The organism is Providencia sp. R33 (genome assembly GCF_019343475.1).
Classification (GTDB): Bacteria; Pseudomonadota; Gammaproteobacteria; order Enterobacterales; family Enterobacteriaceae; genus Providencia.
This window is the reverse complement of sequence record NZ_CP072453.1, coordinates 3,413,252-3,430,210: the sequence shown is the minus strand read 5'-3', so window position 1 is coordinate 3,430,210 and position 16,959 is coordinate 3,413,252. Positions and strand designations below refer to the sequence as shown.

Below are 16,959 nucleotides of genomic sequence, written 5' to 3'. Positions count from 1 at the left end.
AAGTGTCGTGATTTTTATACAAACCCATATTTCAATGTCTCCAAAAAGAGACGTTTTACTCATTGATTTATAATAATAAATTTATAACCTCATTAAGATGTCTCTATATTGAGACAAAGATATGCGCTTTAATTCGTGTTAAAGGTTAGAAAAGTAAAGTGAGGGGGGCGTGCAAACTTTCTGGGCTAAAAATACCCTGTAAAACGGAGATATACAGAAATATTGGGAATAGTAGTGAGAAAAATAGGATGATGGAAAAAGTTGGCACGCATCCTGCATTATTAAATATGTAGATGCTCATCTCACTTCTTATGATAGCAATGCTTCATAAACCCAGAGATGACGCAAAGCCGATTATCGGTGCCTATTGTCCAGCTTAGATGATCAAGAGCTCATCCTCTTACCATCAACGAACGGGCGAAACGTTGAGTGAGGCACCATCCGTCTGTAGACCTGATTGTATTTTACACCTGCCTAGTGCAGGTGTTTTTTTTGCATTTTTTATGATATAGCCCCTTATTGATGAAAATAAGAGGCAAAATTAAATAGGAAGACTAATTTTTACCTTTGCTAAACCATTTACTGATCCAGCGAGTGATATAGGTATAACAAAGAATAATGAACGTAATGATGAAAATATCTTTACTGAGATCTTCAGTATTAAAACCAATGATCATAATAAAAACAAAAGGTGATAAAACTAGCAGTAGCAAGTCAAAAAAGATTTGCAAACGGTTTGGTGTCGCGATGATCCAGCGCCAAATGGCTTTAACTACATTCATATAGATTTCCTAAATTCATTCAAAGAAAAAATGCATATAGTGTTTTATACACTATGTATTTGTTTTATGACATAGCTGCGCTTGTTTTGTTTACAATGAATTTATTATGTTTTTTGGGGATATCCATTTTTTCACGCGCTATACCGACGATAATACTTTCTTTGTCGTTTTTGGATATTAATGAGATAACAAAGCGGGGCAGAATGCTACTTTTTTGTGTCTTTATCGGTTGTTCGAGATGAAAAATAAAAACGCCACTTCAGTGAGTGGCGTTTTTATTGGGTGCGAATATACGTAAATGCTTAAGTGCGTTCTTGCTTCAATGAATGGGTTAAGGCTTCTTGGCGAACCTTAGCGGCTTCATTTGGTTTATGCAGCTTATCGTAAGTATCTGCGAGCCATGAAGCATCTTGAACATCAAAGCGCTGTGCTAACGCGGCTTTAAAATAAGATTCTGCTTTTTCCCACTGGGCATTATGTAACGATAAAACACCTAATGTACTGTTTAATAAAGGTGTGGCGCCATTTTGTTTTTGCAGATGCAATAACGTTTTCTCGATAGCTTCAGGGTGATCGCTGTTAATTTTTGGTACTAATAGCAGTAAGCGCTCATCGTATTGCTGCTTTAACCCATCAATAATCATTTTTTCTGCGCTTTTTGTATCACCACACTCAATTAAGTGCTCAGCTAAGAAGGCTTGAAGTGCGGTTTCATGGCGAACACGGCGAGGTTGTGATTTCCACCAATCCTTCAGGCCATCACTTCCACCTTCAGCCATACATTGGCTCATTAACCCTTTGTAAGCTTTCAGTTTTAATGCATCGAGCTCATCTTCGTTATGGAACTGTACTTTTGCCATTACGGGTAATAGCTCGATCAGTGCTTGGTAAGCGCCAGAACGTAAGTAAGCTTGCTCGGCAAGACGTAAAACTTCAGGGTGCCTTGGGGCTTTATCTATCAGTTTATCGATACCATTACGAGCGGCGTGGACTTCTCCTTCAGCAAGCTGAATACGCACGCGGCAAATATCGACAGGGAGTTGGTCTCTACCCGCGGCTTCCGCAGCACGGTCTAAATACTGGTGAGTACGGTACTCATCACCGCGCTGTTGTGCCGCTTCAGCAGCCATCAAATAGTTAATCACCGGCTGTTGAGAGAAATCAGCGTGCTTACTCATCAGCTTTTCAACTTGCTCAAAGTCGCCTTCAGCTAATTTCAGCAAGGCTTTTTGAGTTTGGGTATGCGCTTTATGGTATTTACGACCACTCACCCATCCTTTTGTGCGCGAAGTGGTACTCATAAAACGGCGATAACACCAGCCAAGGAACAACAGCACAAATTGCAGTAAGATGAAGCCTAAAACTAAGCTAGTGACACTAGTGGTAATGTCATAATTATCTGTACGAATAAAGACATAGCCTTGGTGACCTGCCAATAGCGGCCCTAAGATCACACCTGCAATCAGGACCAGAAAGAGGATTAATACTTTAATCATCATTACCCCCTATTGCCAGCAGGCTCTGCGGATTCAAAAGGGTGTTCTGTATCCGGCGTTTGTGCATCAGTAGCTGGTACCGCATTTTCCGCGGCTTTTACTGCTTCAGCGGCGGCATCAACTGCGCCATCAGCGGTGTTGTTAATGTCAGTCTGTGAAAGCAAACTACGAACGCGCGTTTGCATCAGTTTTTCCAGTTTTTCTTGGCTTTCAAGTGCTTCTGGCATTTCAACATCAATTGGCTGATTGATTAGCTCATCGATGGTTGATAAAAAAGCTTTTGTTGCTGGTGCTTCAGTATCGAAATAGGCTCTGACCCAGGTCGAAGCTTGTTCTAATGACTGTTTATACGTTTCTTCTTGGTAACGAGGAACCGCTTGAGCAGCAATTAAAAGCTGTGAGCGAATATTTTCACGTAAATAAATATCTTGGTTTGGTGCCAATAATGGGGCTTCTGAACCGTCACGAGCACGAACGGTAATAAAGTCATTGGTAAAGCTCTTCCAACTGCGTGACAGATTTTGTTTCCAATCAGCAACATCGTCACTTACATCACTATTATTATCATCTGCTGCATCACCGCTATTTAAATCCGCGAGACGTAAGTTATCAACTTCATTACTGAGCTGATTTAACTGTAAAATAATGCCGTCATAGTCAATTTGGTTAATTGCAGCCAGTTTTGCCATGTCATTATTGATGGATTTACGAATATCAAGCAGGCTTGGGTCGTTCATTTCCGCTAAGCTGGAGTCCGCGCTTTTTAGCAGAACTGCCGCAGTCACAGGGTCATGATCATTCCATAATTTGCGGCCAGCCATTTTCACCATGAAATCGGCTTGGGCGATTAACCAGCTTTTGACATCGGTACTTGAAAGTGCCGTAACATGGGCTTGCAGCTCTTGCATACGACGGTTTAATCTATCTTCGTATTCAAGTGCATGATTTTTTATGTCTTTATTGGCAGCAATCAAGGCATCAACACGCTGCCTATCTGAGTTTTGTTGGTCAATTAAATCACTTAGCTGCTGTTTTAGTTCGTTGTTTTCATTGACTAATTTGGCATTGCTTTGTTGAGTGAAATAATAGAGCCCGCCACCAATGGCGATGATAACCGCAATAGCAATAATTCCGCCTACGAGACCAGAACGTTTTTGTTCCGAAGAGGGTTTGGTTCCGCGGTGAACTGTTGATTTTTCACCTGTTTCTGGCGTCACCGTCTCGGTCGTTTTATCGTGTTCCGTCATAAATTAGCATCCCATATCGGTTGAGATTAATGCTTCAATTAAAGCATTATTATCTGCGCTATTCGCTACACAGACCTTCTGCCACCCACTTTGGCGGGCGAGATCTGCAATCCGTTCACTGACAACAAGCAGGCGGCGGGAAAACCACCATACCCGATATTCATCGGTGATTAAATCTTCAAGCAAGGCTAACATTTGCCCGCTAGTGATCACGACATCAGTAATCTCGGTTTGCACCCATTTCTGATTGAATTGTATTTTGTCGTAATTTACAGGCAACCGTGCATAACATTCGCAATAATCAACGTGAGCACCACGTGAGCGTAATGTTGACGCAAGAAGCTCTCGCCCACCATTACCTCGCAATAAAAGGGCACGTTTGCCTTCTAAAAATTGGAGCTCAGGAAGGGTCAGAAGTACTTCACTGGTTTCCCCATGGTCAGCCCAACGAGCTGTTTGCCCAGTTGTGCGCTGAAAATATTGCCCAGTAGAGCGACCTATTCCATAATAAGATAACTTATCAGACCAGCTACGCTCCATTTGTTCAAGCGTTAAATTTGCGTACTCGACTGCATTTTTGGACAAAAGAAAGACCAGATCGTTCGTTTCTAGTGCATCGAGCTGAGAAGCCAAGGTATTGAGCTCAGCACCTGGCCCAATACGGATTAAAGGAGAGGCGTAAGCTTGCCCACCGATTGAGGTAATTGCCGTTATCAGCTCTGAGCCCGAAGGTTCAGGGCGTGTGACAAGGACTCTCATGCAGGCGGGTTTCCTTTATACACTTCAGCTAAAATTTCTCTCGCACCTTGCGCTAATAGCTCTTCAGCCAGCGATACACCAGCTTGGCTAGCCTCTTGTGGAGCGATAAGGCGTTCACCGCGAATAATCACGCTGCCGTCGGGCGCACCGACAAGGGCACGTAACCAAATTTTGTCATCCTGCCAAATAGCATAGCTGCCGATAGGGACTTGGCATCCGCCTTCTAAGCGCATATTCATCGCCCGCTCTGCGAGGACACAAATTGAGGTATCAGTATCGTTCAGTGCAGCAAGTAAATCACGGGTTACCGCATCATCTAAGCGGCATTCAATACCAACAGCACCTTGGCCAACAGCAGGTAAACATTGCTCAGGTTCAAGTGCAGTACGAATACGCGCTTCAAGCCCTAAGCGTTTTAGGCCTGCAACGGCTAGGATAATGGCATCGTATTCACCGTTATCGAGTTTTGATAAACGAGTACCCACATTACCGCGTAAATCGCGAATAACTAAATCAGGGCGAAGCTCTCGGAGTTGGCACTGGCGGCGTAAACTTGATGTGCCTACGACACTGCCTTTTGGCAAGGCATCAATATTGTCGTACTGGTTAGAGACAAAGGCATCGCGAGGGTCTTCGCGTTCGCAGATAGTGACTAAGCCGAGCCCTTCAGGGAATTCAACAGGCACATCTTTCATTGAATGAACGGCAATATCCGCACGTCCTTCTAATAGCGCAAGCTCCAGCTCTTTAACGAATAACCCTTTTCCACCCACTTTTGCCAGTGGAGTATCAAGAATGATGTCACCTTTTGTCACCATAGGGACAAGTTCAACCTGTAAATTGGGGTGAAGCTGCTCTAATTTGTCTTTGACAAAATGCGCCTGCCACAAGGCGAGAGGGCTTTTACGCGTTGCAATACGCACGATATTTGTTGATGTCATTTTGCTGTTTTCTCTGGCGAAAATTGCCGTGTATTAACCATACAATTGGCATTAGTTTTAACATGTTAAGGATTTTTTTTCCAGTTGGGCACTAAATCGCCATCTAGATTATTTGTAACAGGTTTATATTTGCGACCATGATGCAGGAAAGTAATTCAAAAGATGATGACCTAAGATAGCAATTGAGTTATTTCTTTAGCTTATCGTGCTATTTACACCATTGTGAGGGGAGGGATTTACATAAATTTGTGTTGAAGCGTGCAAGCACAGGCGCTGTGCGTATTGTACTTAATATCTTTTTGAATTGTCATTTTGTTAAACAATTCCTATGAGTGATATTATTCCATTGAAAAACAAGGGATATTCTACTGAGTTAAAAAATAAAAAGTCTTTTTATACAATATGTTGAAAAGCATTTTGTATCAAAAATAAGCGTATAAAATTATGTGATCTACTTTACCCTTTTGCTCCAAGGTGTTAAATTGATCACGTTTCCAACAATTCATTTGAAAACTTTTTTAAATCTATCTCTATCTGTTGGGTGCTGGGAAATTTCCAGATTTGTATTACATTCATTACAGTCAGGCGTAACCTTTGTATCTCTATATTGAAACCTTAAAGCAAAGACTTGATGCGATAAACCAATTACGGTTAGAGCGCGCGACGGCGTCTATGAGCGAAACCTTTTCACAGGTTTATAGCTTGCTGCCAGTCTTGTTTCATTATCATCATCCTATGATGCCTGGTTTTATCGAAGGTAGCGTCCCTCATGGTGTGTGTTTTTTCTCCCCAGATTCAGAGCAAATGAAATGGCTAGGGCAATTTGAACGCTTCTTACCTATAGATTCGAGTGCAAATGGTGAATTACCTATCACTGGAATTTATTCAATGGGCAGTACCTCTTCTGTTGGACAAAGCCACTGTTCTGATATTGATGTGTGGGTTTGTCATCCATCATGGCTCGATCACGAAGAAAAACGCTTTTTGCAAAAAAAATGTACGTTAATTGAGCAGTGGGCAGCGTCTTTAGGCATTGATGTCACCATCTTTTTAATCGATGAAAATCGTTTTCGTCACCATGCCAGTGGGCATATTGGTGGGGAAAATTGCGGCTCAACGCAGCACATTCTGTTATTAGATGAGTTTTATCGTACCGCAGTGCGTATGGCGGGAAAACGGTTGCTGTGGACGATGGTGCCTGTTGAAGAAGAACAGCATTACGATGAATACGTTATGGGGTTATATGCACAAGGTGTATTGACGCCTAACGAGTGGCTCGACTTAGGTGGCTTAGGTGAGCTGTCTGCCGCCGAATACTTTGGCGCTAGCTTATGGCAGCTATATAAAAGTGTCGACTCACCTTATAAAGCTGTTTTGAAAAGCATTCTACTTGAGTCTTATTCATGGGATTACCCACACGGTAAATTGCTAGCAATGGAATTTAAACGCCATCTACATGCAGGCGAAATCGTGAGTTACGGTTTAGATTCATACTGTTTGATGTTAGACCGCGTTACGCGCTATCTCACCGAAATCAATGACTCCACTCGCCTTGATCTGATCCGCCGCTGTTTTTACCTCAAAGTCTGTGAAAAACTCTCCGAAGATGATGGTAATACATGTTCTGGTTGGCGTCGCGATGTGCTATCTCAACTCGTTGAGTCATGGGGATGGAGTGCGGAACGTTTAGCGTTGCTTGATTCACGTAATCAATGGAAAATTGAACGTGTTCGTGAAGCGCATAATGAATTACTCGACACGATGATGCAAAGCTATCGAAACCTTATTCGTTTTGCGCGTCGAAATAATTTAAGTGTTAGTGCAAGCCCACAAGATATTGGGGTATTAACACGTAAGTTATACGCGGCTTTTGAAGCCTTACCGGGTAAAGTGACCTTAGTGAATCCACAGATTTCTCCTGATTTAAGTGAATCACATTTAACCTTTATCTATGTCCCTGCGGGACGTGCTAATCGCAGTGGTTGGTATCTGTATAACCAAGCCCCAAATATTGACGCGATTATTGGTCATCAACCCCTTGAATATAACCGCTATTTGAATAAGTTGGTTGCATGGGCGTATTTTAACGGATTACTGACTGAAAATACGCAAGTGTATATGCACAATGGGCAATCTCAGTGTGATGAGCGAAAACTGCTTGAGTTAATGCATGACGTTTCTAACCATTTCCCAATTCGTTTGCCTGCACCCACACCAAAAGCGCTGTATAGCCCATGTGAAATTCGCCACCTTGCCATTATTGTTAACTTAGAAAAAGACCCGACTCAGGTTTATTCTGAACAAGTGGTGCACGTGGATTTCAGAAAGCTGGATATTTTTAGCTTTGGCGAGTCACAACAATGCCTTATTGGCAGCATTGACTTATTGTACCGCAATTCATGGAATGAGGTGAGAACCCTGCATTTCAGCGGCGAGCAATGCATGTTAGAGGCATTAAAAACCATCTTAGGTAAAATGCACCAAGATGCAGCACCGCCAGAAGCAGTTGAAGTCTTTTGTTATAGTGAGCACTTACGTGGTTTGATTCGTACCCGTGTGCAACAGTTGGTTTCCGAGTGTGTTGAGCTGCGTTTATCCAGTAATCGCAATGACCCAGGGCGTTTCAAAGCATTACGTATTGCAGGCCAAACGTGGGGGCTGTTCTTTGAACGCCTAAACGTCTCAGTACAAAAACTTGAAAATGCAGTTGAATTCTATGGGGCAATTTCCCATAACAAATTGCACGGTTGGCCAGTCAAACTGCAAGCAAAAAGCGATAATCACTTACCTGCGGTCGTTGATGGCTATGCAAGTGAAGGTATTGTGCAGTTTTTCTTTGAAAACACCCCAGACAATACCGGTTTTAATATCTATGTCTTAGATGAAGCTAACCGTGTCGAAATCTATTCCCACTGTGAAGGCTCGAAAGAAGATTTAGTGCGTGATGTGAGTAAATTCTACTCCTCTTCCCATGACCGTTTCACTTATGGTGCTAATTTCATTAATTTTAACTTACCTCAGTTTTACCAAATTATTAATCAAGAGGGTAAAAACCAAGTGGTGGCGTTTTCTGGCGCGACATGGCCGTTTGGTGCCGAAGATGAAAGTGATGAAATTGGACATGACATGCGCTTAATGCCACAAGGGCAGCAACAAGCGCATTATTATTGATTTCTTCATCGCGAGCAGGTTTTTGGCCTGCCTGCGGCGTTATGTTTCTTAGAAAGAAAATGGTTCTTGGCTTTGAAACGCGATGGCTTCTGCCAATTTTGTTTTAAACTCATGACCTGAACGGTCACAAATCCAATTTCCATCTTGATAGTCATAGTGATACCCACCTTGTTTGGTGGCTAACCACATTTGGTGAAAAGCTTCTTGTTTATTGATAATGATCTTGCTGCCATCTTCAAAGCTCAAGGTCATCACACCGCCATTAATCTCACAATCAATATCGGCATCACCATCATAATTATCTAAATGCTCTTCAATTGCGCTAAGCAGCGTTTCCGCTAGCTGATGAAATTCGCTGTCATTCACGGTTAAGTTCCTGTTTGCTCACGATTAGTTGATTGAAATTATTATAGTTAATGAAAATTATAGGGGGGAATGCGAGAGGAGGGAAGCCTTTAAAATTTTCAGATTAAATTTAGCCTAAAGTATATAATGCCAACATGCTTGATAAACAGACGTGATTTGCGGGTTCAGTCCTGTTATTGTGTAAAAATATCAGATGTTAAAAGTAAGTATTACAGGCGAAGAAGAATGAAAAAAAGTTTAGTTGGGCTTAGCGCACTTGTTGTTTTATTTACCCTTTCTGGCTGTGGTTTAAAAGGCCCTCTTTATTTTCCACCAGAAGAGAATGCTGCATCGGCGCAAGCATCTGATGTGCAACCTACTGCACCAAGCAGCTCAGCAAAAGAGCCTGCTCAAGCAACTAATCAGTAAGTTGCCACTATGGAGCGTGAAATGCAATTCTCTAAAATGCATGGCTTAGGCAATGACTTCATGGTGGTTGATGGAGTAACCCAAAATGTGTATTTCTCCCCAGAAATGATTTGTCGCTTAGCCGATAGACATACTGGGGTTGGTTTTGACCAACTTTTGTTGGTTGAAGCGCCTTATGACCCAGATCTTGATTTTCACTATCGTATTTTTAATGCGGATGGTAGTGAGGTTTCCCAATGTGGTAATGGGGCGCGTTGTTTTGCACGTTTTGTTCGCCTCAAAGGTTTAACCAATAAGCAAAAAATTAAAGTGAGCACTCAATCAGGTCGCATGACATTAACCATTAATGAAAATGATGATGTCAGCGTGAATATGGGTGAACCTGATTTTGAGCCGCAGAGAGTCCCATTTCGCGCTGTTAAGGAAGAAAAAACCTATATTATCCGTGCACAAGAACGTACAGTGTTGTGTGGTGTCGTTTCAATGGGTAACCCGCATTGTGTTATCCAAGTGGAAAGTATCCATACTGCGGAAGTGGAAATATTAGGCCCTGCGCTTGAAAGTCATGAGCGTTTTCCTGAACGTGCTAATATTGGTTTTATGGAAATTGTTAGCGCAGAGCATATTCGTTTGCGTGTTTATGAGCGCGGTGCGGGGGAAACTCAAGCGTGTGGTAGTGGTGCATGTGCCGCCGTTGCTGTTGGGATTTCTCAAGGTTTATTAGCTAAGCGGGTTCGTGTGGATTTACCCGGCGGTTCCCTTGCTATTTCTTGGGATGGGCCTGGAACACCTCTCTATATGACGGGGCCTGCGGCACACGTTTATGATGGAGTGATCCAGATATAATCTTGAAAGGGCAAAGAGGATAGTATGGATAAAACTGAAAAAGCATCCAAGCAGATTCATCAAATGGATGAAAATGACGTGGTGCAGTACTTAAAGGAAAATCCTTATTTTTTTCTGCGCCATCCAGCGCTTGTTGAGCAAATAAACGTTCCTCATGTGGTGAACGGGGCGGTTTCCTTACCTGAGTTATTGATGAGCCGCCAACGGATAAAAATTAAAGAACTTGAGCAAGATATCCGTTTTATGGTTGAGCAAGCGCATGAAAATGTGGAGCTTTTTGATGAGTTATTACTGCTGGTGATTGAAATGTCATCATCAAAAAGCTTACAAGAAATGCTGCAAGTACTGAACCGCTGGGCGAAAAATCTCGGCTTGTCAGGTGCATCTGTTCGTCTATTTAGTGATAGTTGGCGCTTGTCAGCACCTCTTGATGCACACCAATTAGTGATTTCCCGTCGTGTTTTTGAACCCGTGAGAATTCAACGGTTTGGTGAAAGACAGAATTATCTTGGGCGCTTAAATGGCCCTGAAATTCAGTTACTGTTGCCGGAAGCATTGAATGTGGGATCCGTGGCAATTTCATTATTTGGTCACCATGGTGAATCAGGTATGGTGATTTTTACCAGTCGCTCCCGTGAACATTACCAATATGGGATGGGCACCGTGATGTTAGAAAAAGTCGCTCAAATTCTTCCGAGGTTATTAAGCCAATGGATAGAACGCCTGTAGATACTCAGCCTGATGGGCTGATGATCCAAGTTGAAGCATTCTTGCGTTATTTACGTGTTGAGCGTCGGTTAAGTCCCGTCACTATCACAAATTACCGTCGCCAGCTCAGTGTGATTGTTGAAATGCTGGTTTCAATGAAAATGGATGAATGGCAAAAGCTTGATACTACGCTAGTTCGCAATATTGCGGTAAAGAGCCGAAAGTCAGGGCTTCAAGCAGCCAGTATGGCGCTACGTCTTTCATCCTTAAGAAGTTTTTGTGATTGGATGGTTCACCAAGGTGAACTACCAGCAAACCCAGCCAAGGCGATTCAAGCACCGAAGGCCAAAAAACGCCTACCAAAGAACATGGATGTGGATGAAGTTTCCCAGCTTCTGAATATGGACAGCGGCGATCCACTGGTTGTTCGTGATAGAACTATGTTGGAAGTGATGTACGGTGCAGGTCTACGTTTGTCAGAACTGGTCGGGTTAAATGTCCGTCATCTTGATTTAGCAATGGGTGAAGTCAAGGTAATGGGTAAAGGTAGTAAAGAACGCAAAATCCCATTGGGGAAAACGGCGGTGAGCTGGTTGCAGCGCTGGTTAGAAATGCGCGAATTGTATGAACCTGAAGATGATGCTGTATTTATTTCAACGCAAAGTGGCAAGCGAATTTCGAATCGAAATGTTCAAAAACGGTTTGAACAATGGGGCATCAAACAAGGGGTTAACAGCCATATTAACCCACACAAATTACGCCACTCTTTTGCGACACATATCCTTGAATCAAGTGGGAATTTACGTGGAGTGCAGGAACTTTTAGGCCATGCGAATTTATCAACAACACAAATCTATACGCACCTAGATTTTCAGCACTTAGCAAACGTTTATGATGTGGCTCATCCGAGAGCAAAGAGGGAGAAACCTTAATGCATTTTTACCGCCCGCTATCGCCAATTAAAGCGATTACGTTTGATTTGGATGACACGCTTTACGATAACCACCCTGTTATTGATAAAACGGAAGAGGAAGTTTTACGTTTTGTGCGTGAATATGACCCGCAATTCAATCATTTTAGTAATGATGATTTGTATGCTTTTCGCCGTTTAGTGGAAGAGCAAGAACCTGAAATTTTTCATGATATTTCACGTTGGCGCTGGCTTTCATCAAAAATGATGTTTTGCCATCATGGCTATTCGCGGGAAGATGCTGAAAAGGGTGCGGATGATGTCATGGCGCATTTCACCTATTGGCGTAACCAAATCGATATTCCTGAATCAACACACAAAACTTTACTTCAGCTTGCTGAAAAAGTGCCATTAGTGGCGATTACTAATGGTAATGCGCAGCCTGACGCGTGTGGTTTGGGGGATTATTTCCAGTTTGTTTTAAAAGCGGGTCCGGATGGGCGCTCGAAGCCTTTTTGCGATATGTACCGACTAGCCGCGCAGCGCTTAAATATCGAACCACAATTTATTTTACATGTGGGAGATAACTTGCTCACCGATGTCGAAGGTGCGATTAATAGCGGTATGCAAGCCTGCTGGATAAACCCAAGCCAAAAAACACTGATGGAAGAAAAAGACGTACGCTTATTGCCGCACGTTGAAATTTCCCAGTTGGAATCTCTCTTATCATTGGTATAATCATTTTTCATGTATAAAAACACAGTGGTATTTGCCACTGTTTTGCTTTGATGGTAACTATGGACGTCTCTTATCTGCTCGAAGGTCTAAACGACAAACAGCGCGAAGCGGTTGCTGCCCCGCGTACCAATTTACTTGTTCTTGCGGGAGCTGGAAGTGGGAAAACGCGTGTATTGGTGCACCGAATTGCATGGTTGATGTCCGTTGAGAATGCCTCGCCATTTTCGATTATGGCAGTGACCTTTACCAACAAAGCTGCGGCTGAAATGCGTCATCGAATCAATCAATTGATTGGCAGTAGCGAAGGTGGCATGTGGATTGGCACATTCCATGGTTTGGCACACCGCTTGTTGCGTCAACACTACATGGATGCCAACCTGCCGCAAGATTTCCAAATTTTAGATAGTGACGACCAATACCGCTTAATTCGTCGGTTACTTAAAGCCATGAACCTTGATGAAAAACAATGGCCACCGCGCCAAGGTATGTGGTACATCAATGGTAAAAAAGATGAAGGGCTTCGTCCACAACATATTGAAAGTTATGGTAACCCTGTAGAGGCAACGTGGTTAAAAGTCTACCAAGCTTACCAAGAAGCGTGCGATCGCGCTGGGCTGGTGGACTTTGCTGAATTGCTACTGCGTGCTCACGAGTTATGGCTGAATAAACCTCATGTGTTGCAACATTACCGCGAACGTTTCACCAATATTCTAGTGGATGAATTCCAGGATACAAATAGCATCCAATATGCATGGATCCGCGTGTTGGCGGGTGAAACAGGCAAAGTCATGATAGTTGGGGACGATGACCAATCGATTTATGGTTGGCGTGGTGCGCAAGTTGAAAATATTCAGCGTTTCCTCAATGATTTTCCTGGCGCAGAAACTATCCGCCTTGAACAAAACTACCGTTCAACCAACAATATTCTAAAAGCTGCGAATACGTTAATTGCCAATAATAGCGACCGCTTAGGGAAAAACTTATGGACGGAAGGCGGAGATGGCGAACCGATTTCGCTGTATTGTGCATTTAATGAATTAGATGAAGCTCGCTATGTGGTTGGGCGCATCAAGCAGTGGCAGGAAAATGGCGGTGCTTTACAAGATTGTGCCATGTTATACCGTAGCAATGCGCAGTCTCGTGTACTTGAAGAGGCACTAATTCAAAGCGCGATGCCATATCGTATTTATGGCGGGCAGCGCTTTTTTGAACGTCAAGAAATCAAAGATGCACTTTCCTATTTAAGGCTGATTGCAAATCGCAATGATGATGCCTCGTTTGAGCGAGTGGTCAACACACCGACACGTGGGATTGGTGAGCGTACGTTAGACACTGTTCGCCAAACAGCACGTGACCAGCAATTAACATTATGGGAAAGTTGTGAGTACTTACTTCGCGAGCAAGTCTTGGGTGGGCGTGCAGCAGCATCCATCGAACGCTTTTTAGAACTGATTGATGCGCTCGCGAAAGAAACCCAAGAAATGCCACTACATGTTCAGGCAGATAGAGTGATTAATGACTCTGGCCTGCGTGCAATGTATGAACAAGAAAAAGGTGAAAAAGCGCAGGCTCGAATTGAAAACTTAGAGGAACTCGTCAATGCGACTCGTGACTTCAGTTATCAAGAAGAAGACCAAGATCTCATGCCATTGCAGGCTTTTTTATCCCATGCAGCCCTTGAGTCTGGCGAAGGCCAAGCAGATGTTAGCCAAGATGCCGTTCAATTAATGACGCTACACTCCGCTAAAGGCTTGGAATTTCCAGTGGTCTTTATTGTGGGCATGGAAGAAGGGATGTTCCCAAGTCAGATGTCAATGGATGAAAGTGGCCGTTTAGAAGAAGAGCGCCGCTTAGCTTACGTCGGTATCACTCGAGCAATGGAAAAGCTTACCATCACTTATGCAGAAAGCCGCCGTTTATATGGTAAAGAAGTTTACCATCGGCCTTCGCGGTTTATTGGTGAACTACCAACGGAATGTGTGGAAGAGGTTCGCTTACGCGCCACGGTTTCACGGCCTGTTAGCCATCAGCGCCTTGGCACGCCCATCAGTCAAAATGATTCCGGCTATGCTTTAGGCCAGCGAGTGATGCACCCAAAATTTGGTGAAGGCACGATTATTAACCTTGAGGGAAGTGGTGAGCATTGCCGCTTACAAATTGCGTTTCAAGGGCAAGGCATTAAGTGGTTGGTAGCTTCTTATGCAAGGTTAGAAACCTTATAGATTTGTTCTCTTAACACCGCCGATTGGCGGTGTTTTTATATGAGCCTATTATTATTTAATAAAAAACCATAATAAATAAAAATTTGTTATTTTCTACTTTTCAATTTACTCTTTTTTAGCGTTAATTAATTTTTATTTATAAAGGAATGTATATGGAAAATACAGATAATATTAATAGAGTTTTAGATGAGTTAAAATTAAATTCCACGAAAATGGATGCATTATTAATAAACAGAAATGAAATTGCTAGGTCATTAATAAAAGCAATAGAATTTAATATTAACGATATAGAAGGGGAGAAGTTTAGGGGGAAGTCAGCATTTAAGAAGTCACTGGAGTTACTAAAGGTTAATGTAGAGGGGAATAGTGAAAACAAAGATAATTATATAAAGGAAAATTATTCAAATTTAAACGATAAAGTGTTAAACATAAATACAGAAAATTATACTGATTACAGTATGGGGGAAAACTTAGCCTATGCTAGGTCGCTTGGGAGACAAATTAACAATATTGACTCTTGGCATGCGCCAATGAAAAAGACTAAAACATTTTATTTAAGAAAGAGCTCGAAAGCCAATGCGGATCTACTGAATTTGCTTAAAGAGTATAATAATATTGAAGAAAATATAGCAAGTCTACAATGCGAGTCAGAAATACTGATCAATGATATAAATAAAAATCACCTCAATACCACTCTTTCTAAAGTTCAAACTAGCTTGGATCTTAACAACGAGTTGTATGACCCAACCTCGGTTCTTGCAGATTATGGTTCTGGCTTTGAGGTACTTCGGGAAGGAACGACTTTTGCAACATCTGAGCAATTCGCCAGAAGTTACCAACAAACAGGTAACCTTGGTTTGTCTATGCATAGAACGGCACAAGCAAGAGTCTGGTAACGCCATATTATTAATCAATTGATTTAAAAGTAGAGAGGCCTGCGAATAGGGTCTCTCTTCATTCAATATTTATGGTTTTCTAAGAACATATTGTTTTTAGAAGTAAAATTTTCATATCGATTCAAATTGCTTAGTCTTTAAGTTTGATTTAATCAGCTAATCATCAAGATTTAAGTTTTTAATTTTATTTTTTAATTTTCTTGCCGTATAAAGTTTTACCGAATAACCTTCCTAATATACATCATGTCAATTAATACACTTATTGATTCACTCTCCACACAGGGTTGGTATGTGTGGGACGATTTTCTGATCTCATCAGATATTCAAGAGATAAAACACTGCATACCAAACACACTGCAAGATGCCCGTATCGGTCATCGAGATTCATTGCAGGGCAATAGAGCGATTCGGGGTGACCAAACTGTATGGCTAGAACCTGAAATGGGGGTACCCATTGCCCTTTATATGGATAAAATGGAGGAAATACGCCAAGCACTGAATTACCAGTTATTTTTAGGTTTGCGTGATTTTGAAACACACTTTTGCCGTTACCCGAATGGTGGATTTTATAAAAAACACGTTGATAACCCGAGAGGTGTTGGTCGTCGCAAGATCACAACGGTTTTATATATGAATGAGTCATGGAAGTTAGGTGATGGTGGAGAGCTTGTTGTTTTTGATAAAAAAGATAATCATCTGTTTAAACTGGAACCTTTGGCAGGAAGAATGATCTTTTTTATGTCAGAAGAATTCCCTCATGAAGTTCTACCTACAGAACAAAAACGTGAAAGCATAGCCGGTTGGTTTTTAACCGAAAAAATTCTCTAGCGTTTACCCCCTCGATGCCGCCTCTGAAAGGAGGCAGGCAGCTAACTGTTCATCATGTAATAAAATAGATGTTGAATTTCGAAATTATTTGGCTATTTTAATTTTGTCATCTGCATACGGTTATAAATGGTGACTAATTTATCATTAATTTAAATTAAAATAATAAGGGTGGATTAAGTTATGAATTTATTTTTTAATAGAGATGAATATTTAAATATTTTAAATGAAGAAAAACAATATCGAAAAGAGCTTGAGGAATACATTGAATTTAATAAAAAGCAAATAAAAGATGAAATTGATTCAGATAATAAAGACACCAATTTAATTAACTATCTTGAATCAGAAAATAAAGATTACCAAGTGACGCTCGACGCAGTGAATAAAAAAATAGACGAAATTGAGTCAGCTTTTGAATTAATTTATCACACACCTTGTGACTTTAAACATGAATTAATGAAAGAAGACTTTATTCAGAAATCCAGCAATGATGCTGTACTAAGAGAGCAAATAGCCAGTTTTCCATTACAAGATAAATCCATGTTGGGCGGTAAAGAGTGCCATATTGCGGGGCAATCAATGGAGGCTTTCCCGATGCTGTATCAGCCATAATTAAGATCAGCCAGTTAGCCACCCTATAAATC

At 41.8% G+C, this 16,959-nt stretch carries 16 protein-coding genes; 10 read left to right on the top strand and 6 right to left on the bottom strand.

Features of this window, described 5'->3' with window-relative positions:
- Nucleotides 1-554: 554 nt before the first annotated feature.
- The 5 genes from J6836_RS16045 to hemC form a co-directional block, all read right to left on the bottom strand.
- Nucleotides 555-782 (bottom strand): hypothetical protein, encoded by a 228-nt coding sequence (locus tag J6836_RS16045; protein WP_219244960.1) that lies wholly within the window; start codon nucleotides 780-782, stop codon nucleotides 555-557.
- A gap of 302 nt (nucleotides 783-1,084) precedes the next feature.
- Nucleotides 1,085-2,278 carry a protoheme IX biogenesis protein HemY gene (gene hemY, locus J6836_RS16040; RefSeq protein WP_219249537.1) on the bottom strand — a complete coding sequence of 398 codons (1,194 nt, stop codon included), beginning with the start codon at nucleotides 2,276-2,278 and terminating at the stop codon, nucleotides 1,085-1,087.
- A gap of 2 nt (nucleotides 2,279-2,280) precedes the next feature.
- Nucleotides 2,281-3,525: a uroporphyrinogen-III C-methyltransferase gene (gene hemX / locus J6836_RS16035; RefSeq protein WP_219244959.1), complete on the bottom strand. Its 1,245-nt coding sequence runs from the start codon at nucleotides 3,523-3,525 to the stop codon at nucleotides 2,281-2,283.
- 3 nt (nucleotides 3,526-3,528) lie between these two features.
- Nucleotides 3,529-4,284 (bottom strand): uroporphyrinogen-III synthase, encoded by a 756-nt coding sequence (locus J6836_RS16030; protein WP_219244958.1) that lies wholly within the window; start codon nucleotides 4,282-4,284, stop codon nucleotides 3,529-3,531.
- Complete coding sequence (gene hemC, locus J6836_RS16025) at nucleotides 4,281-5,225, bottom strand: hydroxymethylbilane synthase (protein WP_219244957.1); 945 nt, start codon at nucleotides 5,223-5,225, stop codon at nucleotides 4,281-4,283. Before hemC ends, J6836_RS16030 begins: the two co-directional genes overlap by 4 nt.
- Before the next feature lie 594 nt (nucleotides 5,226-5,819).
- Between hemC and J6836_RS16020 the strand changes: the two genes are divergently transcribed.
- The gene (locus J6836_RS16020; RefSeq protein ID WP_219244956.1) at nucleotides 5,820-8,396 is read left to right on the top strand and encodes a class I adenylate cyclase; all 2,577 of its coding nucleotides are present in this window, start codon (nucleotides 5,820-5,822) and stop codon (nucleotides 8,394-8,396) included.
- A 48-nt stretch (nucleotides 8,397-8,444) separates the two neighbouring features.
- Here J6836_RS16020 and cyaY read toward each other — a convergent pair whose 3' ends face one another.
- Nucleotides 8,445-8,762, bottom strand: coding sequence for an iron donor protein CyaY (cyaY, locus tag J6836_RS16015; protein WP_219244955.1), 318 nt, complete (start codon nucleotides 8,760-8,762; stop codon nucleotides 8,445-8,447).
- 225 nt (nucleotides 8,763-8,987) lie between these two features.
- Here cyaY and lptM point away from each other — a divergent pair, with 225 nt between their 5' ends.
- The 9 genes from lptM (at nucleotide 8,988) to J6836_RS15970 (ending at nucleotide 16,927) form a co-directional block, all read left to right on the top strand.
- Nucleotides 8,988-9,170, top strand: a complete 183-nt coding sequence (lptM, locus tag J6836_RS16010) for an LPS translocon maturation chaperone LptM (protein WP_219244954.1) — start codon at nucleotides 8,988-8,990, stop codon at nucleotides 9,168-9,170.
- Between the two features lie 21 nt (nucleotides 9,171-9,191).
- Nucleotides 9,192-10,016, top strand: coding sequence for a diaminopimelate epimerase (dapF, locus tag J6836_RS16005; RefSeq protein WP_219244953.1), 825 nt, complete (start codon nucleotides 9,192-9,194; stop codon nucleotides 10,014-10,016).
- A gap of 24 nt (nucleotides 10,017-10,040) precedes the next feature.
- Entirely contained in the window at nucleotides 10,041-10,745 is a 705-nt protein-coding gene (locus tag J6836_RS16000) for a DUF484 domain-containing protein (RefSeq protein ID WP_219244952.1), read from the top strand.
- Nucleotides 10,727-11,656, top strand: a complete 930-nt coding sequence (xerC, locus tag J6836_RS15995; RefSeq protein WP_219244951.1) for a tyrosine recombinase XerC — start codon at nucleotides 10,727-10,729, stop codon at nucleotides 11,654-11,656. Before J6836_RS16000 ends, xerC begins: the two co-directional genes overlap by 19 nt.
- Entirely contained in the window at nucleotides 11,656-12,372 is a 717-nt protein-coding gene (yigB, locus tag J6836_RS15990; RefSeq protein WP_219244950.1) for a 5-amino-6-(5-phospho-D-ribitylamino)uracil phosphatase YigB, read from the top strand. Before xerC ends, yigB begins: the two co-directional genes overlap by 1 nt.
- Before the next feature lie 59 nt (nucleotides 12,373-12,431).
- Nucleotides 12,432-14,594: a DNA helicase II gene (gene uvrD, locus J6836_RS15985; RefSeq protein ID WP_219244949.1), complete on the top strand. Its 2,163-nt coding sequence runs from the start codon at nucleotides 12,432-12,434 to the stop codon at nucleotides 14,592-14,594.
- A 152-nt stretch (nucleotides 14,595-14,746) separates the two neighbouring features.
- Nucleotides 14,747-15,490, top strand: a complete 744-nt coding sequence (locus tag J6836_RS15980; protein ID WP_219244948.1) for a hypothetical protein — start codon at nucleotides 14,747-14,749, stop codon at nucleotides 15,488-15,490.
- Nucleotides 15,491-15,733: 243 nt separating this feature from the next.
- Nucleotides 15,734-16,318: a 2OG-Fe(II) oxygenase gene (locus tag J6836_RS15975; protein WP_219244947.1), complete on the top strand. Its 585-nt coding sequence runs from the start codon at nucleotides 15,734-15,736 to the stop codon at nucleotides 16,316-16,318.
- Nucleotides 16,319-16,498: 180 nt separating this feature from the next.
- Entirely contained in the window at nucleotides 16,499-16,927 is a 429-nt protein-coding gene (locus J6836_RS15970) for a hypothetical protein (RefSeq protein ID WP_219244946.1), read from the top strand.
- Nucleotides 16,928-16,959: the final 32 nt, after the last annotated feature.